This window comes from Amycolatopsis sp. YIM 10 (genome assembly GCF_009429145.1).
Taxonomy (GTDB): Bacteria; Actinomycetota; Actinomycetes; order Mycobacteriales; family Pseudonocardiaceae; genus Amycolatopsis.
In genome coordinates this window covers 9,378,454-9,394,818 of the sequence record NZ_CP045480.1, presented here as the reverse complement: position 1 = coordinate 9,394,818, position 16,365 = coordinate 9,378,454, and the positions used below count along the sequence as shown (strand labels likewise).

The 16,365-nt window shown below is 71.1% G+C and carries 15 protein-coding genes; 10 read left to right on the top strand and 5 right to left on the bottom strand.

Annotation, left to right across the window (positions count from 1 at the left end):
- Positions 1 to 49: 49 nt before the first annotated feature.
- From YIM_RS43485 to YIM_RS43475, 3 genes are all read right to left on the bottom strand, one after another.
- Entirely contained in the window at positions 50 to 367 is a 318-nt protein-coding gene (locus tag YIM_RS43485) for a hypothetical protein (RefSeq protein WP_153035910.1), read from the bottom strand.
- Between the two features lie 74 nt (positions 368 to 441).
- On the bottom strand, positions 442 to 732 hold the full coding sequence (locus YIM_RS43480) for a chorismate mutase (protein ID WP_153035909.1): 291 nt from the start codon (positions 730 to 732) through the stop codon (positions 442 to 444).
- 165 nt (positions 733 to 897) lie between these two features.
- Positions 898 to 1,314 carry a DUF1707 domain-containing protein gene (locus tag YIM_RS43475; protein WP_153035908.1) on the bottom strand — a complete coding sequence of 139 codons (417 nt, stop codon included), beginning with the start codon at positions 1,312 to 1,314 and terminating at the stop codon, positions 898 to 900.
- Between the two features lie 110 nt (positions 1,315 to 1,424).
- Here YIM_RS43475 and pcrA point away from each other — a divergent pair, with 110 nt between their 5' ends.
- A complete protein-coding gene (gene pcrA, locus YIM_RS43470; RefSeq protein ID WP_153035907.1) occupies positions 1,425 to 3,800 on the top strand; it encodes a DNA helicase PcrA in 2,376 nt (791 codons plus the stop codon).
- 357 nt (positions 3,801 to 4,157) lie between these two features.
- On the opposite strand, the gene YIM_RS43465 is transcribed toward pcrA, so the two are convergent.
- A complete protein-coding gene (locus tag YIM_RS43465) occupies positions 4,158 to 4,844 on the bottom strand; it encodes a M23 family metallopeptidase (RefSeq protein ID WP_228004383.1) in 687 nt (228 codons plus the stop codon).
- A 935-nt stretch (positions 4,845 to 5,779) separates the two neighbouring features.
- Positions 5,780 to 5,911: a hypothetical protein gene (locus tag YIM_RS49800; RefSeq protein WP_255462838.1), complete on the bottom strand. Its 132-nt coding sequence runs from the start codon at positions 5,909 to 5,911 to the stop codon at positions 5,780 to 5,782.
- Between the two features lie 502 nt (positions 5,912 to 6,413).
- Here YIM_RS49800 and YIM_RS48815 point away from each other — a divergent pair.
- The 9 genes from YIM_RS48815 (at position 6,414) to YIM_RS43425 (ending at position 16,358) form a co-directional block, all read left to right on the top strand.
- Entirely contained in the window at positions 6,414 to 8,078 is a 1,665-nt protein-coding gene (locus YIM_RS48815) for a hypothetical protein (RefSeq protein ID WP_194239942.1), read from the top strand.
- Positions 8,075 to 8,368: a cobalamin-dependent protein gene (locus YIM_RS48810; RefSeq protein ID WP_194239941.1), complete on the top strand. Its 294-nt coding sequence runs from the start codon at positions 8,075 to 8,077 to the stop codon at positions 8,366 to 8,368. The genes YIM_RS48815 and YIM_RS48810 overlap by 4 nt, the downstream gene beginning before the upstream one ends.
- A gap of 113 nt (positions 8,369 to 8,481) precedes the next feature.
- Positions 8,482 to 9,651: an ADP-forming succinate--CoA ligase subunit beta gene (gene sucC / locus YIM_RS43455; protein WP_153035904.1), complete on the top strand. Its 1,170-nt coding sequence runs from the start codon at positions 8,482 to 8,484 to the stop codon at positions 9,649 to 9,651.
- A gap of 1 nt (position 9,652) precedes the next feature.
- Complete coding sequence (gene sucD / locus YIM_RS43450; RefSeq protein ID WP_153035903.1) at positions 9,653 to 10,543, top strand: succinate--CoA ligase subunit alpha; 891 nt, start codon at positions 9,653 to 9,655, stop codon at positions 10,541 to 10,543.
- Positions 10,544 to 10,751: 208 nt separating this feature from the next.
- Positions 10,752 to 11,621 carry a DUF5336 domain-containing protein gene (locus tag YIM_RS43445; protein ID WP_153035902.1) on the top strand — a complete coding sequence of 290 codons (870 nt, stop codon included), beginning with the start codon at positions 10,752 to 10,754 and terminating at the stop codon, positions 11,619 to 11,621.
- 142 nt (positions 11,622 to 11,763) lie between these two features.
- Positions 11,764 to 13,422 carry a DUF6350 family protein gene (locus YIM_RS43440; protein WP_153035901.1) on the top strand — a complete coding sequence of 553 codons (1,659 nt, stop codon included), beginning with the start codon at positions 11,764 to 11,766 and terminating at the stop codon, positions 13,420 to 13,422.
- 62 nt (positions 13,423 to 13,484) lie between these two features.
- A complete protein-coding gene (gene purN, locus YIM_RS43435) occupies positions 13,485 to 14,102 on the top strand; it encodes a phosphoribosylglycinamide formyltransferase (RefSeq protein WP_153035900.1) in 618 nt (205 codons plus the stop codon).
- Positions 14,099 to 15,664, top strand: a complete 1,566-nt coding sequence (gene purH, locus YIM_RS43430) for a bifunctional phosphoribosylaminoimidazolecarboxamide formyltransferase/IMP cyclohydrolase (protein WP_153035899.1) — start codon at positions 14,099 to 14,101, stop codon at positions 15,662 to 15,664. Before purN ends, purH begins: the two co-directional genes overlap by 4 nt.
- A 1-nt stretch (position 15,665) precedes the next feature.
- A complete protein-coding gene (locus YIM_RS43425) occupies positions 15,666 to 16,358 on the top strand; it encodes a hypothetical protein (RefSeq protein ID WP_153035898.1) in 693 nt (230 codons plus the stop codon).
- The last annotated feature ends 7 nt before the right edge of the window (positions 16,359 to 16,365 follow it).

Genomic DNA, 16,365 nt, shown 5'->3' with positions numbered 1-16,365 from the left:
GCGCCACCGACGGCACCCCGGGTAACCGCTCTGAGTGTGCCTCCGGGGCTCAGCCGCCGCTTCGGTACCTCTGCTGGGTGGACTGCAATGCCTTGGTGGCCACCGCTCCGCTACCGGTTGCGAGCACGATCGCCAGCACGTCCATCGGGATCGCGTCACTTCCGGTGATCAGCAGCGCGAGGAACGAGGCGGCCGTGGTACCACCGGCCACCGCCCACCGGCTGCGCACGTACTGCGCGATCGGCGAGCCACCCGCCCTGTCCTTGGCGGCCTTGTTCAGCATCGCGAGGTAACCGGCGTGACCGAGCGCGGCGAGCAGCCCGGCGATGGCCACCACCACGGCGATCAGGTTGACGATCGTTCCCATGCGTCCAGTGTGCCCGTTTCCGGCACGCGGCGGCTCAGGGCACACCCTGAACTTCCGGCATCGTTACCGCGCGGTCAGCGCCCGAGCCGCCCCCGGCCGAGGTTCAGCAGCGCCATCGCCAGCTCGCGACCCTCGGGCCCGAGTTCGCGGTAGCGCGCGAGCACGTCCATCTCGCGGTTGTAGACGATGCGCGTGCCACCGGCGGCCATCCGCGCGGCGCCGATCGTCTTGGACACCTCGACCCGGCGTTTCACCAGGCGCAGGATCTCCTTGTCGAGCCAGTCGATCTCCTTGCGGAGCGCGTCGATGTCCTGCGCGTCGTGAACTTCGCTGACATCGCTGGTCTCGTCGGTCTGGGGGTTCATCGGGACCTCCGTGATCGGGTCCGGATCCGCTGCGGGTCCCAAAGCCTGCGAAAGCCCCGGGTCCGTGGACTCCGGGGCTTCGTGGTGACTGCGTCGTGGCACTACGCGGACACGGGAGCCGGAGTCCGGATCCCGTAGAAAAATCGGTGGTAGCGCCGCACACCGTCAGTATTGCACAACGTCACGCCGACGGGCCGGGAACCCGCGCACCCAGGCGTGCCCGGCGACGCTGACCGCAAGCCAGAAGATGGGCACCAGCGGCCAGAAGAAGTCGGCGCCGGAGAATCCCCAGCGCACCACGAGCAGGATCGAGAGCAGCGCGGCGATCGCCGCGTGCACCCGTAGCGCGCGCACCGAGCGCACCGGCACGCGCCGGAACGACGGCCGCTCCGGCGGCAGGTCGGCGGTCAGCCCGGTCAGTTCGTCGGTGAACGTCGCGGCGTAGACAGCGGCGACCCGCTCGTCGGTTTCGGTGATGGTGAGCCTGCCCGCCGCGCCGGCGGACTGGACTCGGGTGGCGACCCGTTCGCGTTCGGCGTCCGAAGCGCGGATCCTGGCTGGTGTCGGCTCTGTACTGGACATGCCACCAGGGTGCGCGCGGGCGGCCCGTCCCGGCATCGGATCACGGGCGGCTTCGCCACCTACGTCCGGTGCCGTACTTCGTCACCCCTGCCGAGTAACGTGGACAGGCGATGGACACCCTCTTCGATCTCCCCGCCCCCACCGGCGAGTCCGCCCTGCTGGCCGACCTCAACCCCGCCCAGCGCGCCGCGGTCACCCACGCCGGTGCGCCGCTGCTTGTCGTCGCGGGCGCGGGTTCGGGCAAAACGAGGGTGCTCACCCGCCGGATCGCCTACCTGCTCGCCGAGCGCGGCGCGCACCCCGGCCAGATCCTCGCGATCACCTTCACCAACAAGGCCGCCGCCGAGATGCGCGACCGGGTCACCGAGCTGGTCGGCAAGCGCGCCAACGCGATGTGGGTGTCCACCTTCCACTCCATGTGCGTGCGGATCATGCGCCGCGAGGCCAAGACCCTCGGCATGACCTCCAGCTTCTCCATCTACGACTCCGACGACACCAAGCGCCTGATCACGCTGGTCGCGCGTGACCTCGACCTGGACCCGAAGCGGTACCCGGCGCGCACGCTGGCCATCCACATCTCGAACCTGAAGAACGAGCTGCTCGACGCCGAGGACGCCAAGGCCAAGGCCGCCAACGACCTGGAGCGCCGGGTCGCCGAGGCGTACGCGGAGTACCAGCTGCGCCTCGGCCAGGCCAACGCGATGGACTTCGACGACCTGATCATGCGCACGGTCGAGCTGCTGCAGAACTTCCCCGACGTGGCCGAGTACTACCGGCGCCGGTTCCGCCACGTGCTGGTCGACGAGTACCAGGACACCAACCACGCGCAGTACACCCTGGTCCGCGAGCTGGTCGGCACCGGGACCACCGAGTCCGGGGTGGAGCCGGGCGAGCTGTGCGTGGTCGGTGACGCGGACCAGTCGATCTACGCCTTCCGCGGCGCGACCATCCGCAACATCGAGGAGTTCGAGCGCGACTTCACCAACGCGCACACCATCCTCCTGGAGCAGAACTACCGCTCCACGCAGACCATTCTCTCCGCGGCGAACGCGGTGATCGCGCGCAACCCGAACCGCCGCGCGAAGCGGTTGTGGACCGACTCCGGCGACGGCGAGAAGATCGTCGGCTACGTGGCCGACAACGAGCACGACGAGGCCGCCTTCGTCGCCGGCGAGATCGACGAGCTGGCCGATTCGGGCGCGGCGACCTACGGCGACGTGGCCGTCTTCTACCGCACGAACAACCAGTCGCGCGTGTTCGAGGAGATCTTCATCCGGCTCGGCCTGCCTTACCGCGTGGTCGGCGGAGTGCGGTTCTACGAGCGGCGCGAGGTCCGCGACATGCTGGCCTACCTGCGCGTGCTGGCCAACCCGGAGGACACGGTCAGCCTGCGCCGCATTCTCAACGTGCCCAAGCGCGGCATCGGCGACCGGGCCGAAGCGGTGGTGGCCGCGCACGCCGAGCGCGAGCGGATCTCGTTCGCCGCGGCGCTGCGCGAGTCCGTCGACGGCAAGGTGACGCTGATGAACCCGCGGTCGCAGAAGGCGATCGCGGGCTTCCTTGAGCTGATGGACGACCTCGGCCGGCTGGTCGAGGACGAGGCCGAGGTGGCCGACATCCTGGAGGCGGTGCTCGAGCGCACCGGCTACCGCCAGGAACTGGAGGACTCCGACGACCCGCAGGACGCGTCCCGGGTGGAGAACCTGACCGAGCTGGTCACCGTGGCCAGGGAGTTCGGCGAGTTCGCCGCGGAGGTCACGCCCCCGCCGGAGGACACCGTGGTGGTGCCCGGCTCGCTGCCCGCGTTCCTGGAGCGGGTGTCGCTGGTCGCCGACGCCGACTCGATCCCGTCGCCGGACGGGGACGACTCCGACGACGCGGGCGTGGTCACGCTGATGACCGTGCACACCGCGAAGGGCCTGGAGTACCCGGTGGTGTTCTGCACCGGCTGGGAGGACGGCATCTTCCCGCACATGCGCGCCCTGTCCGAGCCCGCCGAGCTGGCCGAGGAACGGCGGCTGGCCTACGTGGCCATCACGCGCGCGCGGCAGCGCCTGTACGTCTCCAGGGCGGTCGCGCGCACGGCCTGGGGTCAGCCCATGGCGAACCCGGCTTCGCGCTTCCTGGACGAAATCCCGGCCGAACTGCTCGACTGGCGACGCGAGGAGCCGTCTCGCGGTGGCTTCCGCTCCGGTTCCCCGCGCGCGGCGACCACCTGGGGCAGCCGCTCGTCCTCGTTCGGCGGTGATTCGGCGCAGGCAGGCATCTCCTCGCGCGGGATGCGCACGACGAACTTCAAGGGCTGGAAGGACACGGTGGCGCTGAAGCTGGACGTCGGCGACCGCGTCAGCCACGACAAGTACGGCCTCGGCACGGTGGTCGCGGCCGACGGCACCGGTCCCCGCGCCACCGCGACCATCGACTTCGGTGCCTCCGGCAAGGTCAAGCTGATGCTCATCGGCAGCGTGCCGATGGTGAAGCTCTAAAACTGTCGTACCCACCCGCTATAAAGAGAGTCGAACAGAAGTTCGACGAGCGGGTGGGTCCCTGCACCCCCCGGGAGCAGGAGAAACGACATGTGGCGAACTGGTGGGGCGGGCCCGGCGTGCGCGGCGACCTCCCGTAGGTCACCGCGGGCGAGGCGGCAGCCGGCGCGCTGGAACTCGGCGCTGCGGTGCTCTTCGCGTCCCGGTCAGATCGGCACCGCACGACACGCGCATGCCGAAGGCCCGGACGGTGTGGCGCGTGAGGGTGGTGCCAGGTGTGACTGTGGTGGAGAAGGCGGACAGCCCTCGCCTACGACGTGCGAGGGCCATCCACCGGAGGATCCGGAAGGATCAGGTTCAGATCTTGACGCCGCGCTCGCGCAGCCAGGGGCTCGGGTCGATCTTCTTGCCGCCGCCGGTCCACACCTCGAAGTGCAGGTGCGGTCCGGTGGACTGGCCGCGGTTGCCGACCTCGGCGATCTGCTCGCCCGCCTTGACCTTCTGGCCGGAGCGGACGGAGAAGCTGTTCATGTGGCCGTAGACGTGGATGGTGCCGTCGTCCATCTGGATGCGGACCCACAGGCCGAAGCCGCTGGCCGAGCCAGCCTCGATCACGGTGCCGTCAGCGGCGGCGAGGATCGGGGTGCCGATCGGGGCGGCGAGGTCGATGCCGTTGTGGCTGGCGCCCCAGCGGGCACCGAAGCCGGAGGTGAACCGGGCCTCGGGGCACGGGTTCACGATCTTGGGGCGCTTGGCCTCTTCTTCCTTCTTGCGCTGCTCCGCCTCTTCGCGCTCCACGCGAGCGGTGGTCACCGACGCGCTGTCGTCCAGCTTCTGGACTTCGGCGGAGGCGTCGCTGCTGAGGGCGACCGGAAGGAGTTCGGGAGCGCTGGCCTTGGTGTCGCCACCGACGCCGAACGCGGCACTGGCGTCACGAGAGCTGGCCAGCGGCGTCACATTGGCGTCGGAGTCGGAACCGAGCGATTGGAGCGTCGAGCCGGCGGCCGCGGCGGCGAAAGCGCCGGCGGCGACAGCGGCGACCACAACACGGCCACGGAGGGCGGACGGGGGCGGGGGGAGCCGGTGCGTACCCCGGACTCGGATGACCGCACCGTCGAGTGCGTCTTCCAGCTCCGGGGAAGGAACTTGGCCGCCGGGGGAGCGGTGTCGAGCCAAGACTACGGGGCCTTCCATCTTCGGGGAATCAGATCTCGCGTCCGGACTGCCGGGCGGGGGAACCCGGTGCGCGACCTCGGGGGTGGTTGCGCGGCGTCCTATTCGTGATCTGACTGTAATGGGGACCCCGGGACACTAACGAAGGGGCACCACCCGGGGCAAGGCGCAGCGACCGCATCGGCCGAACGAGGGCGACGCACGCGCGCACTAGCTGTGATTATGACCCAAAGTAGACCCCCGATTACTCCGTAGGTGTGACCTGGACAACAGGCCCCCGCCTGTGCTCCAGGTCACAAACCCACGCTCCAGGGTCCCCGAACGCTCCCGTTGTCCGGATTTACCCGGTGCGTCCGCGGAATAAACCGTTGCACCGGCGCTCCCGCCCCTCTTTCACCCATCCGAACCACCCCGCCGCGCCGCTTCCTCGCAGCTCACGCCCCCTCTACCGCCCGGCTCCGCCCAGCCGCCGCCGCACCTGCGCCACCCCGTTGTGGCCCCCTACCTCCTGCGGCAACCCTCACTCCGCCAAAACCCTGACTCCGCCAACCCCGCTGTGCCTCCTCACTTCGCCAACCCCCGCTCGGCCTCCCCATCTCGCCAACCCCACTGCGCCTTCCTGCTGTGCCAACTCCACTGCGCGCTGGCCCCTCCACTCCCACCGCTCCGCTGACCTCTGCCCCTGGGCCCCCGCAGCGCTGCCCGGACCCGAGGCCACGCTCGTAGGCCGAGCTTCGCCCGAGAGGCAGGTTCGGTGTTCAGGCAGCTGGGCGCCTCTGTTCTCGAGCGGACATGCCCGCGGTCCTTCAGCTGAGTCCCGCGCCGTCGCCGCCGAGCCCGGTGATCAGGTAGCTGCGTGAGGCCGAGCGCCGCGCCCCGACGGCCAAGCCCAGCGACCGAACGCGGCCGACCGGCAGGCCCCATTGCCGCCACCGCACTGCAGCTCACTGGCGCCCTCCGGCGAGGCCAGCGCTGCCCCTCCGTTCACTGGCGCCCTTCGGCCAGACCAGCGCTGCCCCCTCGCTGGCCCGGCGCGCCGTCCGGAAGCTGCGCCGGGGCCTGCGGCGCCATCCTCCGGCAGCCCAGCGCCCCTCAATCCCCAACCCGGCGTCGCCAACCCGCGGCCAGCGCCGCCCGATAGCCCAGCGCCCGCCAGTCCGGCGGCGCGCCGCCGACACCAAAGCTGAAGTCAAGTCAGAACGAGTGGGCGCCGACCGCGCCATCCACCCCCTGAAATGACCGTGGCCCGCCCCCGGTCAAAGCGGGCGGGCCCCGGTCACCAGTTCCCCGGTTCCCTGTGCGCTGTCCGCCTCCCCGTTGGGCGGGCAACCCCTCAACCGCTCCGCCCCGAAGGGAGCGATATGCCGTTGGACGCCTGGGCGCCACCCAGGTTGCGTGGCGCCCGAAGCAAAAGCACCCGACCTTGCTAGCGTCCTCGCGATGACTTCCAAGCCCGGCCTCCTGTCCGGAGCGCTGATCTGCGGGGTGCTCGGCTCGGTCCTGCTCGCCGTCGGCGGGCTCGTGCCCGTGGTCGGCGACGCCCATCCCGGGTACGCCGCCGCGGTCCTGCTGATCGTGCTGGCGTTGCTCCCCGCCGCGATCGCGGTGCTCGCCTTCACCCGCGGCCACCCCACCCTCGCGGCCGGCGTGCTCGCCGGGACGGCCGTGCTGGCTCCCGGGCGCCTCCTGCTCGACCTCCAGCTCCTCGTCGACCTCTCCACCGCCGCCCGCCCCGAGTTCCACGTGCCCGTCCAGCTGGAAGCGGGCACCGCGGGCCCCGGGCTGTGGCTGCTGTTCGCCGGGCACCTGCTCACCGCCGCCGCGGGCATCGCCGCGGTGTACTTCGTGCGGCGCGAAGCCGAGGCCGAGGGCACGGACCTGCCCGGCGGCCCCCGCCTGGTGGTGCTCGCGATCGGGCTGACCGTCGTCGCCGGGGTCGGGCTGGTGATGGCGCCGTTCGAGTCCGCCGACCCGTACCTCCCCGCCCGCAACGCCTTCGAATCGCCGTGGCCGGTGCTCACCGGCGCCCTCTTCCTCGCCTTCGCCATGCCGCTCGGTGCGGCGCTGGCCTTCGGATCCGGACTGCGCGCCGCGGCCAGGGGCAGCGTGCTCGGGCTCGCGGCCGGGGTGCTCGCGGTCGCCGTGCCGAACCTCGTCGCCGGGTTCGCCGTCAAGGACGCCTCGGTCAGCCCGGGCCCCGTGATCGCGATCGTCGCCGCGCTCGGGCTCGCCGCGCTCGCCATCGCCCGCCAGGAAGGCACGCGGCAGAACGACGACCCCGACGTTGCCGAGGAAGCCAAGCTGCCCGGTGGCCGACGCCTGGAGTTGGCGACCGGCGCGCTCGCCGTGCTCACCGCCGCGTCCGCCGTGCTCGGCGGGATGACCGCGCAGGTGAGCAGTTCGTCCCCGGCCATCGAGGCACCCGAGTCGCCCGCGGCCCTGCTGCTCGTGGTCGCCGGGGTCCTGCTCGGTGTGCTCGGGCTGGCCGTGTTCCTGCCCGGCGTCGGCGAAACCCTGCGCCCGGCGCTGTCGGTGGCCTGGGTCGTGGTCCCGCTCGCGGGCACCGCGGTGCTGGACACCGTGCTCACCGCTTCCCGCTTCGGCGGTGTGCTCAGTCCTGGACCCGGTGTCACGTGGACTTCAGTCGCGTTGTTCGGCGCGGTTGTCACAGGCATCTGCTCGGCCGTCGCGGGCATGGTCGAACGCGAGAACGACGACGGGCGGCGCCCGGCGGGCAGTGCGACCACGCCGGTGGTCGCCGCCGCGGTGCTCGCCGTGGCCGCGTTCGCCACGCCTGTGGTCACCGCCCCCGACTACGACCCGCCCACCCTGGTCACCGGTTTCGGCGCGTCCTGGTGGGGCGGGCTGCTCGCGCTGGTGGCCGTGCTGGCCGCGCTGGCGCTCGCCCTGCGCAGCCGTCCGATGCGCGCTTTCGCGCTGCTGCTCGGCGTGTTCTTCGTCCTGGTGCTGCGTGCCGCGGAGCTGCCACTGGTCGAACTGGACGGCGCCGCCAGCGGCGCGGGTCTGTGGCTGGCCATCGCCGCCGCGGTCGCCACCGCGATTTCCGCGGGATTTGTCACACGCTCAGCCGACGACGAGTCGTGACCGTTCCCCCGCGTGTGCTGCTCGCCGCGCTCGACGAGAACCCCGGACTGGCCGAAGTCGCCCGAGCGCTTCGCGACGAAGGCATCGAGGTGATCTACGCGGGCGTGCTCGGCTCCGCCGAAGAGGTGGTCAGCGCCGCCGAGCAGGAGGATCCGGCGGTGGTCGCGGTGTCGCCGGAGGCTCCGGACGTCACGCTCGAAGGAGTCGAAGTGGTCGGCTTCCGCACCGTTCAAGAAGGTGTCGACCGGGTGAAGATGGCCACAGTGGCGAGGTCACGGGCCTCTCGGTGACCGACTTCACCGGGTGCGGAGTCCACTACCGAACCGCAGGTCGCTAGGGTCGACCCGGCGAGAAAAACCGCCAACAAACCAGCACAGTGGCGTGTCGTCAGGAGACTGGAGTAGTGGACCTTTACGAATACCAGGCGAGGGATCTCTTCGCCGCCCACGGTGTACCGGTGTTGTCCGGTTCCGTGGCCAGTACGCCGGAAGAAGCCCGCGCGGCGGCCGAGCAGATCGGTGGCCAGGTGGTCGTCAAGGCCCAGGTGAAGACCGGTGGGCGCGGCAAGGCCGGTGGCGTGAAGCTCGCCGACAGCGCCGACGAGGCCAAGGAGAAGGCGGAAGCCATTCTCGGCCTGGACATCAAGGGCCACATCGTGCACCGGGTGCTGGTGGCCGAAGCCTCGGACATCGCCGAGGAGTACTACTTCTCGTTCCTGCTGGACCGCGCGAACCGCACCTTCCTCGCGATGGCGTCGGCCGAGGGCGGCGTGGAGATCGAGCAGCTCGCGGTGGAGCGCCCCGACGCGCTGGCCAAGATCCCGGTGGACGCGATCACCGGGGTGGACAAGGCCAAGGCCGTGGAGATCCTGACCGCGGGCAAGTTCCCGGAGAAGGTCGTCGACGAGGCCGCCGACGTGGTCGTCAAGCTCTGGGAGACCTTCGTCTCCGAGGACGCCACGCTGGTCGAGGTCAACCCGCTGGTCCGTGACCCGCAGGACAAGATCATCGCCCTCGACGGCAAGGTCACCCTCGACGAGAACGCCTCGTTCCGCCAGCCGGGTCACGACGCGCTCGTCGACAAGCAGGCCGAGGACCCGCTGGAGGCCAAGGCCAAGGCGAAGGACCTCAACTACGTCAAGCTGGACGGCGAGGTCGGCATCATCGGCAACGGCGCCGGCCTCGTGATGTCCACTTTGGACGTCGTGGCCTACGCGGGCGAGAAGCACGGCGGCGTGAAGCCGGCCAACTTCCTCGACATCGGTGGCGGCGCCTCGGCCGAGGTGATGGCCGCCGGGCTGGACGTCATCCTGCACGACCCGGCCGTGAAGAGCGTTTTTGTCAACGTCTTCGGCGGCATCACCGCGTGCGACGCGGTGGCCACCGGCATCGTCGAAGCGCTGAAGATCCTCGGCGACGAGGCGGCCAAGCCGCTCGTCGTGCGGCTCGACGGCAACAACGTCGAAGAGGGCAGGCGCATCCTGGCCGAGGCGAACCACCCGCTGGTGACCGTGGTGGACACTATGGACAACGCGGCTGACAAGGCTGCCGAGCTCGCAGCGGCAGGGGCGTGAGATGTCGATCTTCCTGAACGAGAACAGCAAGGTCATCGTGCAGGGCCTGACCGGGTCCGAGGGCACCAAGCACGCGACCAAGATGATCAAGTCCGGCACCAACATCGTGGGCGGCGTGAACGCCCGCAAGGCCGGCCAGACGGTGACCATCGAGGGCAAGGAACTCAAGGTCTTCGGCTCCGTCGAGGAGGCCATCAAGGAGACCGGCGCCGACGTCTCGGTGGTCTTCGTGCCGCCGAAGTTCGCCAAGGACGCCGTGGTCGAGGCCATCGACGCGGAGATCGGCCTGGCCGTGGTGATCACCGAGGGCATCCCGGTGCACGACTCGGCCTACTTCTGGGCGCACGCGGTCGCCAAGGGCAACAAGACCCGGATCATCGGGCCGAACTGCCCCGGCGTGATCAGCCCCGGCAAGTCGAACGCGGGCATCATCCCGGCGAACATCACCGGCCCCGGCAAGATCGGCCTGGTGTCCAAGTCGGGCACGCTGACCTACCAGATGATGTACGAGCTGCGCGACATCGGTTTCACCACCGCGGTCGGCATCGGCGGTGACCCGGTCATCGGCACCACGCACATCGACGCGCTCGCCGCCTTCCAGGACGACCCGGACACCGAGGTCATCGTGATGATCGGTGAGATCGGTGGCGACGCCGAGGAGCGGGCCGCGGACTACATCAAGGCCAACGTGACCAAGCCGGTCGTCGGCTACGTCGCGGGCTTCACCGCGCCCGAGGGCAAGACCATGGGCCACGCGGGCGCGATCGTCTCCGGTTCGTCCGGGACCGCGGCCGCGAAGAAGGAGGCCCTCGAGGCCGCCGGCGTGAAGGTCGGCAAGACGCCGACCGAGACCGCCAACCTGGCGCGGGAGCTGTACAACAACCTGCCCTGATTTTCAGCGCGGTAAGACGAAGGCCGGGTACCCGATCGGGTGCCCGGCCTTCGTTGTCGATCACCCCCCGGGTGACGAAACCATTCCGGCCGCCGGAACGTCTGAGCCAGCGGGCGGGCCGGCGCCGCTGGTGCGCTAGCGTTCAGTAACCACAAGCCGCCTCTTTTGCCACACGCCGAGTGGCCGGTCGGACGACAGGAGAACACGGATGTCCTTTCCCAGCAGTGGGCCTGGTTACCCTCCGCAGGGTGGCGGCCCCCACAATCCCCAGGGACCGGGTACCGGGTCGTTCCCGCCGGTCGGCCCGCCGCCGCAACAGCAGCAGCAGTTGCAGGCCGGTGCGCTGAACTTCGCGGTCATCCTCGCGCTGGCCGTCGCGGTACTCGGCCTGGTGCAGTACTTCGTCGGCTTCTCGGACGAGGCCTCGCCCGCGAGCGAGTCGACCACCTGGTTCCTGGTCGGCGGCCTGCTCGCCGCGCTGCGCGCGCTGCCGAACGCGCCCAAGGTGCTGCCGTTCGCCGCGCTGATCAGCGTGCTCGGCGCGCTGGAGGCGCTGGACCACGTGATCGGCTACGGGGAGAACGACACGGTCCCCGGCATCATCACGGTGATCGTCATCCTCGGTTTCCTGCAGCTGATCGCCGCGGTGGCGGCGCTGCTGTTCGACTACGACGTGCTCAAGCTGCCCGCCCCGAAGCCGCAGGGCGCGCCGCAGCAGCAGTACGGCCCGCCGAGCGGGCAGCAGCCCGCGCAGCCGGGCCCGCCGCCGGGTCAGCCCGGTCAGTACGCCCCGCAGCAGCCGCAGTTCGGTGGCCCGCCGCCCGCCTCGTCGCCGCAGCAGACCACGCAGTACGCGCCCACCGGCGGTAACCAGCCCGATTCGGGCGGCTTCGCCGCGCCGACGCAGTACTCCACCCCGGTCACCCCGCCGCCTCCCGGGCAGCAGTCGACCACCTACGCGCCGCAGCAGGGCCAGTTCTTCCAGCAGCAGTCCGGTGGTTCGAGTGGCTCCTCGGAGTCCGGCGGGCAGCAGTCGCCGGGCACCCCGCCGGGCGGATTCGGCAAGCCCAGCAGCTGATCCACGAGCACAACAGAGGCCACCCGCGCACCCGCGGGTGGCCTTTTTGCTGTGCCCCGACCGGGTGGCTGTGGCTCGTGCCATTTTCGATCAACGGCGTGGCTCACCCGGATGGCCCAGCGTGGATGCGAGGGTCAGCGGTATGCAGGTGCTCACCACCGGGCCGGACGGCGCCGAGCGGTTGAGCGACCACGGCACGCGCGACGAGGTCACCGGGGCGGCTCGGTTCCGCGTGCTCCTGGTCGCCGCCGTGCTCCCGCTGCTCGCCGGCTACACGCTGGCCGCCGGTTCGGTGGCCGCGGTGGCCGGTCTCGCCCCCGGTTCCGGGTTCACCGCGACCGGCGCGCTGCGGGGTGGCGGCCCGGCCTGGCTGGCCACCCAGCAGGTGCCGCTGGGCCTCGGCGGGCACCCGCTCGGTGTGCTGCCCCTGCTGCCGACGATCGCGCTTCTGCTGTTGGTGGCCAAGGTCGCGTCGAGCGCCACGCGGCGCCTCGGGCACACCGACGCCACGCACGCGATCGGCGTGGTCGGCGTGATCGCCTGCGCGCACGCCACCGCCGGGGTCACCGTCGCGGTGCTGTGCAGCGGCACCGAGGTCGAGGTGGAACCGCTGACCGCGTTCCTGTTGCCGGGCGTGCTCTCCGGAGCGGCCGCGGCGGCCGGGGTGTTGGCCCGTTGCGGGCTGCCCGAACCGGTCCGGCAGTACATCGACCCGGTCGCCGTGCGCGGGCTGCGCGCCGGGGTGCTCGGGCTGGCGGCGCTGTTGGTGGCCGGGGCGTTGGTCACCCTGCTCGGGTTCGGCCTGTCGGTACCGGAGACCATGCGGTTGTTCGACGCCGAGACCGCCGGCAGCGGTGCGGGCATGCTGCTGGTTTCCGTGGTGTACCTGCCGAACGCGGTGGTGGCCGGGCTGTCCTTCGCGGCGGGGCCCGGGTTCTCCATCGGTGCGGTGAACGTCACTCCGTTCGCCTTCGACGGCGGCCCGGTGCCCGCGTTGCCGATCCTGGCGGCGTTGCCCGAAGCGCGGGCGGCCTGGTGGCCCGCGTTGCTGGTGCTGCCCGCGCTCGCCGGTGCGCTGTGCGGCTGGACGTTGCGCCGCTGCGACCCGGATCCGCTGGTCCGCGTGCGCGCGGCGGCGATCGCCGGTGCCACCGCGGGGTTCGGCTGTGTGCTGCTCGGCACGTTCGCCGGTGGCCGGTTCGGGGACGCGCTGTTCGACCCGGTGACCGTGCCGATCGCGTTGTTCTCCCTGGCCGGATCGTGCTGGGTCGCCTTCCCGGCGGCGCTGGTCGCCTGGTTGACCGGCAGCACCGGGCCGGTGGTGCCGCCCGCGGTCGAGGACATCCCGGGCGACGACGCGATCACCGAGGTCTTCGACGCCATCCAAGACGACGCCGACGCCGACACCGACACCGACACCGACGAGGACACCGCGGACTCCGAAGACGCCGACGCCGACTCCGACGAAGCCCCCGAAAACCTCGACGAGGCCACCGAAGTCGCCGAGTCCGCCGAGTCCGTCGAGTCCACCGAGTCCACCGAGTCCACCGAGTCCACCGAGTCCACCGAGGACACTGAGTACGCCGGGACCGCCGAGGACGCCGGGAACACCTGGTACGCCGGGAACGCCGAGCCCGCCGAGGACACTGAGTACGCCAGGACCGCCGGGAACACCGAGCACCCAGAGAGCGCCGAGGAAGCCGCGTCCGAGGAAGCCGTTCCCGAGGCCGTGACCGAGGAAGCAGACCTGCCCGGCAAGCCCGCTCCGGGTGCCTCCGAGGAGCCCGAGCGCCGCGACTAGGCTGGGCGTGCCCAGGTCAACGGCCGTGTGCCCGAGCAAGGAGACCCGTTCTGCCTAGTCGGTTGGAGCTGCCCACCCCGGCCAGGGTGGTGGTGCTCGCCTCGGGGTCCGGAACCCTGTTGCAGGCCTTGCTCGACGAATCCGCCCGCTCCGGTTTCGGCGCCACGGTGGTCGCCGTCGGCGCCGACCGCACCGGGATCGAAGCCCTCGCGCGGGCCGATCGCGCTTCGGTGCCGTACTTCACCGTGCGCGTCGGTGACCATCCCGATCGCGCGGCCTGGGACAAGGCGCTGACCGACGCGGTCGCCGCCTACCGGCCCGATCTGGTGATCTCCGCCGGGTTCATGAAGATCCTCGGCGAGCAGTTCCTGGCGCGGTTCGAGAACCGGGTGCTCAACACGCATCCGGCGCTGCTGCCGTCCTTTCCCGGCATGCACGCGGTCGCCGACGCGCTCGCCGCCGGGGTGAAGGTCACCGGGTCCACCGTGCACTTCGTGGACGCCGGCATGGACACCGGTCCGATCATCGCCCAGGAGGCGGTGGCGGTGGAGGACTCCGACACCGAGGACCGGCTGCACGAGCGGATCAAGTCGGTGGAACGGCGGCTGCTGGTGGACGTGGTCGCGAAGCTTTGCCGTGCGGGCTGCACGGTGGACGGACGGAAGGTGAGTTTCAGGTGAGCGAGCCGGGGCGGAAGCCGGTCAAGCGGGCGCTGATCGGCGTTTCGGACAAGGCGGGACTGCTGGAACTGGCGACCGGCCTGCACGCCGCCGGGGTGGAGATCGTGTCCACCGGTGGCACCGCGAGGGTGATCGCGGACGCCGGTGTGCCGGTCACCCCGGTCGAGGAGGTGACCGGGTTCCCCGAGTCGCTCGACGGCCGGGTCAAGACGCTGCACCCGCGGGTGCACGCGGGCCTGCTCGCCGACCGGGACCGCCCCGAGCACATGGCGCAGCTGAAGCAGCTCGACATCGCGCCGTTCGACCTGCTGGTGGTGAACCTCTACCCGTTCCAGCAGACGGTGGCGTCGGGTGCCTCGTTCGAGGACTGCGTGGAGAACATCGACATCGGCGGCCCGGCGATGGTGCGGGCCGCGGCGAAGAACCACGGCAGCGTGGCCGTCGTGGTGGACCCGGCGCGTTACGACTGGGTGCTGGAGAACGTGCGCGACGGCGGGTTCGACCAGGAGGACCGCAAGCGCCTCGCGGCGGCCGCCTACGCGCACACGGCGTCCTACGACATCGCGGTGGCCAACTGGTTCGCCAACGCGTACGCCCCGGCCGACGACTCCGGTTTCGCCGACTTCAAGGGCACCTCGTGGGAACGCGGCGAGGTGCTGCGCTACGGCGAGAACCCGCACCAGCCCGCCGCGCTGTACCGGCACTGGAGCGGCGGCGGGATCGCGCACGCCGAGCAGCTGCACGGCAAGGCCATGTCCTACAACAACTACGTCGACGCCGATGCCGCGCGCCGGGCGGCCTACGACTTCGACGAGCCGTCGGTAGCGATCATCAAGCACGCCAACCCGTGCGGCATCGCGGTCGGCGTCGACGTCGCCGAGGCGCACCGCAAGGCGCACGCCTGCGACCCGGTTTCGGCCTATGGCGGCGTGATCGCCACGAACCGGCCGGTCACCCTGGCCGCGGCCGAGCAGATCGCCGACATCTTCACCGAGGTGCTGGTGGCGCCCGCGTTCGACGAGGACGCGCTGGAAGTGCTGACGCGCAAGAAGAACATCCGGCTGCTGCGCCTTCCGGACAACAGCCTGGGGAATCACCGGATCGAGGAGCGGCCGATCTCCGGCGGCGTGCTGGTGCAGAACGCCGACCGGATCGACGCGCCGGGTGACGCCCCGGCGAACTGGACGCTGGCCACCGGCGAGGCGGTCGACGAGGCCACCCTGGCGGACCTGGAGTTCGCCTGGCGCGCGGTGCGCGCGGTGAAGTCGAACGCGATCCTGCTGGCGCACGACCGGGCCACCGTCGGCGCGGGCATGGGCCAGGTGAACCGGGTCGACTCGGCGCGGCTCGCGGTCGCGCGCGCCGGTGACCGGGCCAAGGGCTCGGTGGCTTCCTCCGACGCGTTCTTCCCGTTCCCGGACGGGCTGGAAGTGCTGATCGAGGCCGGGGTCCGCGCGGTGGTGCAGCCGGGCGGCTCGGTGCGTGACGCCGAGGTGATCGCCGCGGCGGAGGCCGCCGGCGTCACCGTGTACCTCACCGGCACGCGGCACTTCGCGCACTGAGATGGGTCATCCGCAGCAGCCCGGCTGGGGGCCGGCACCCGGTTACGGTTACCCGCCGCAGCCGCCGTTTCCGCCGCAGCCGCCGAAGAAGAGCAGGCTGGGGCTGGTCCTCGGCCTGGTCTTCGGCGGTTTGCTGGTGCTGGGCATCGCGATCCCGCTGGTGCTGTTCACCATCGAGTACAACGAGTCGGTGGGCGGCCCGGGCTCCCCGACCCAGGCGGCGCCCGAATGCCAGCTCCCCGAACAGGTGACGGCCAAGTACTACGCGCCGTCGCTGAGCGGCGGCCGTGACGAGACCGTGGTGTCGGGCGGTCTGCGGCAGGTCAACTGCGGGTGGGCGCCCGCGCCGGAGGAGACGGTCCACTTCCGTTCGGTGACCTTGTACATCAACCAGTACACCGGCCCGGACGGCGAGCAGGAGGCCGCGGAGTCCTTCGACCAGCAGCAGCGGGAGCCGGGCGCGGTGGACATCGACGGTCTCGGTGACCGGGCGTACCTGGTGCCGGTGGCCAGCGGCAGCGCCTACAGCGGCGCGGAAGTCCGTGTGCTGCAAGGAAACACCCAGTTCAGCGTGAACTACACGGGCTGGGACAAGGAGTTCTGGTTCTTCGGCACGTCCAAGATCCCGCAGCCGCAGGCCGACGAGGCCGCCAAGGCCTACGCCACCGGCATCGCCGAAAACCTCCGCGGCTGACCTCGGC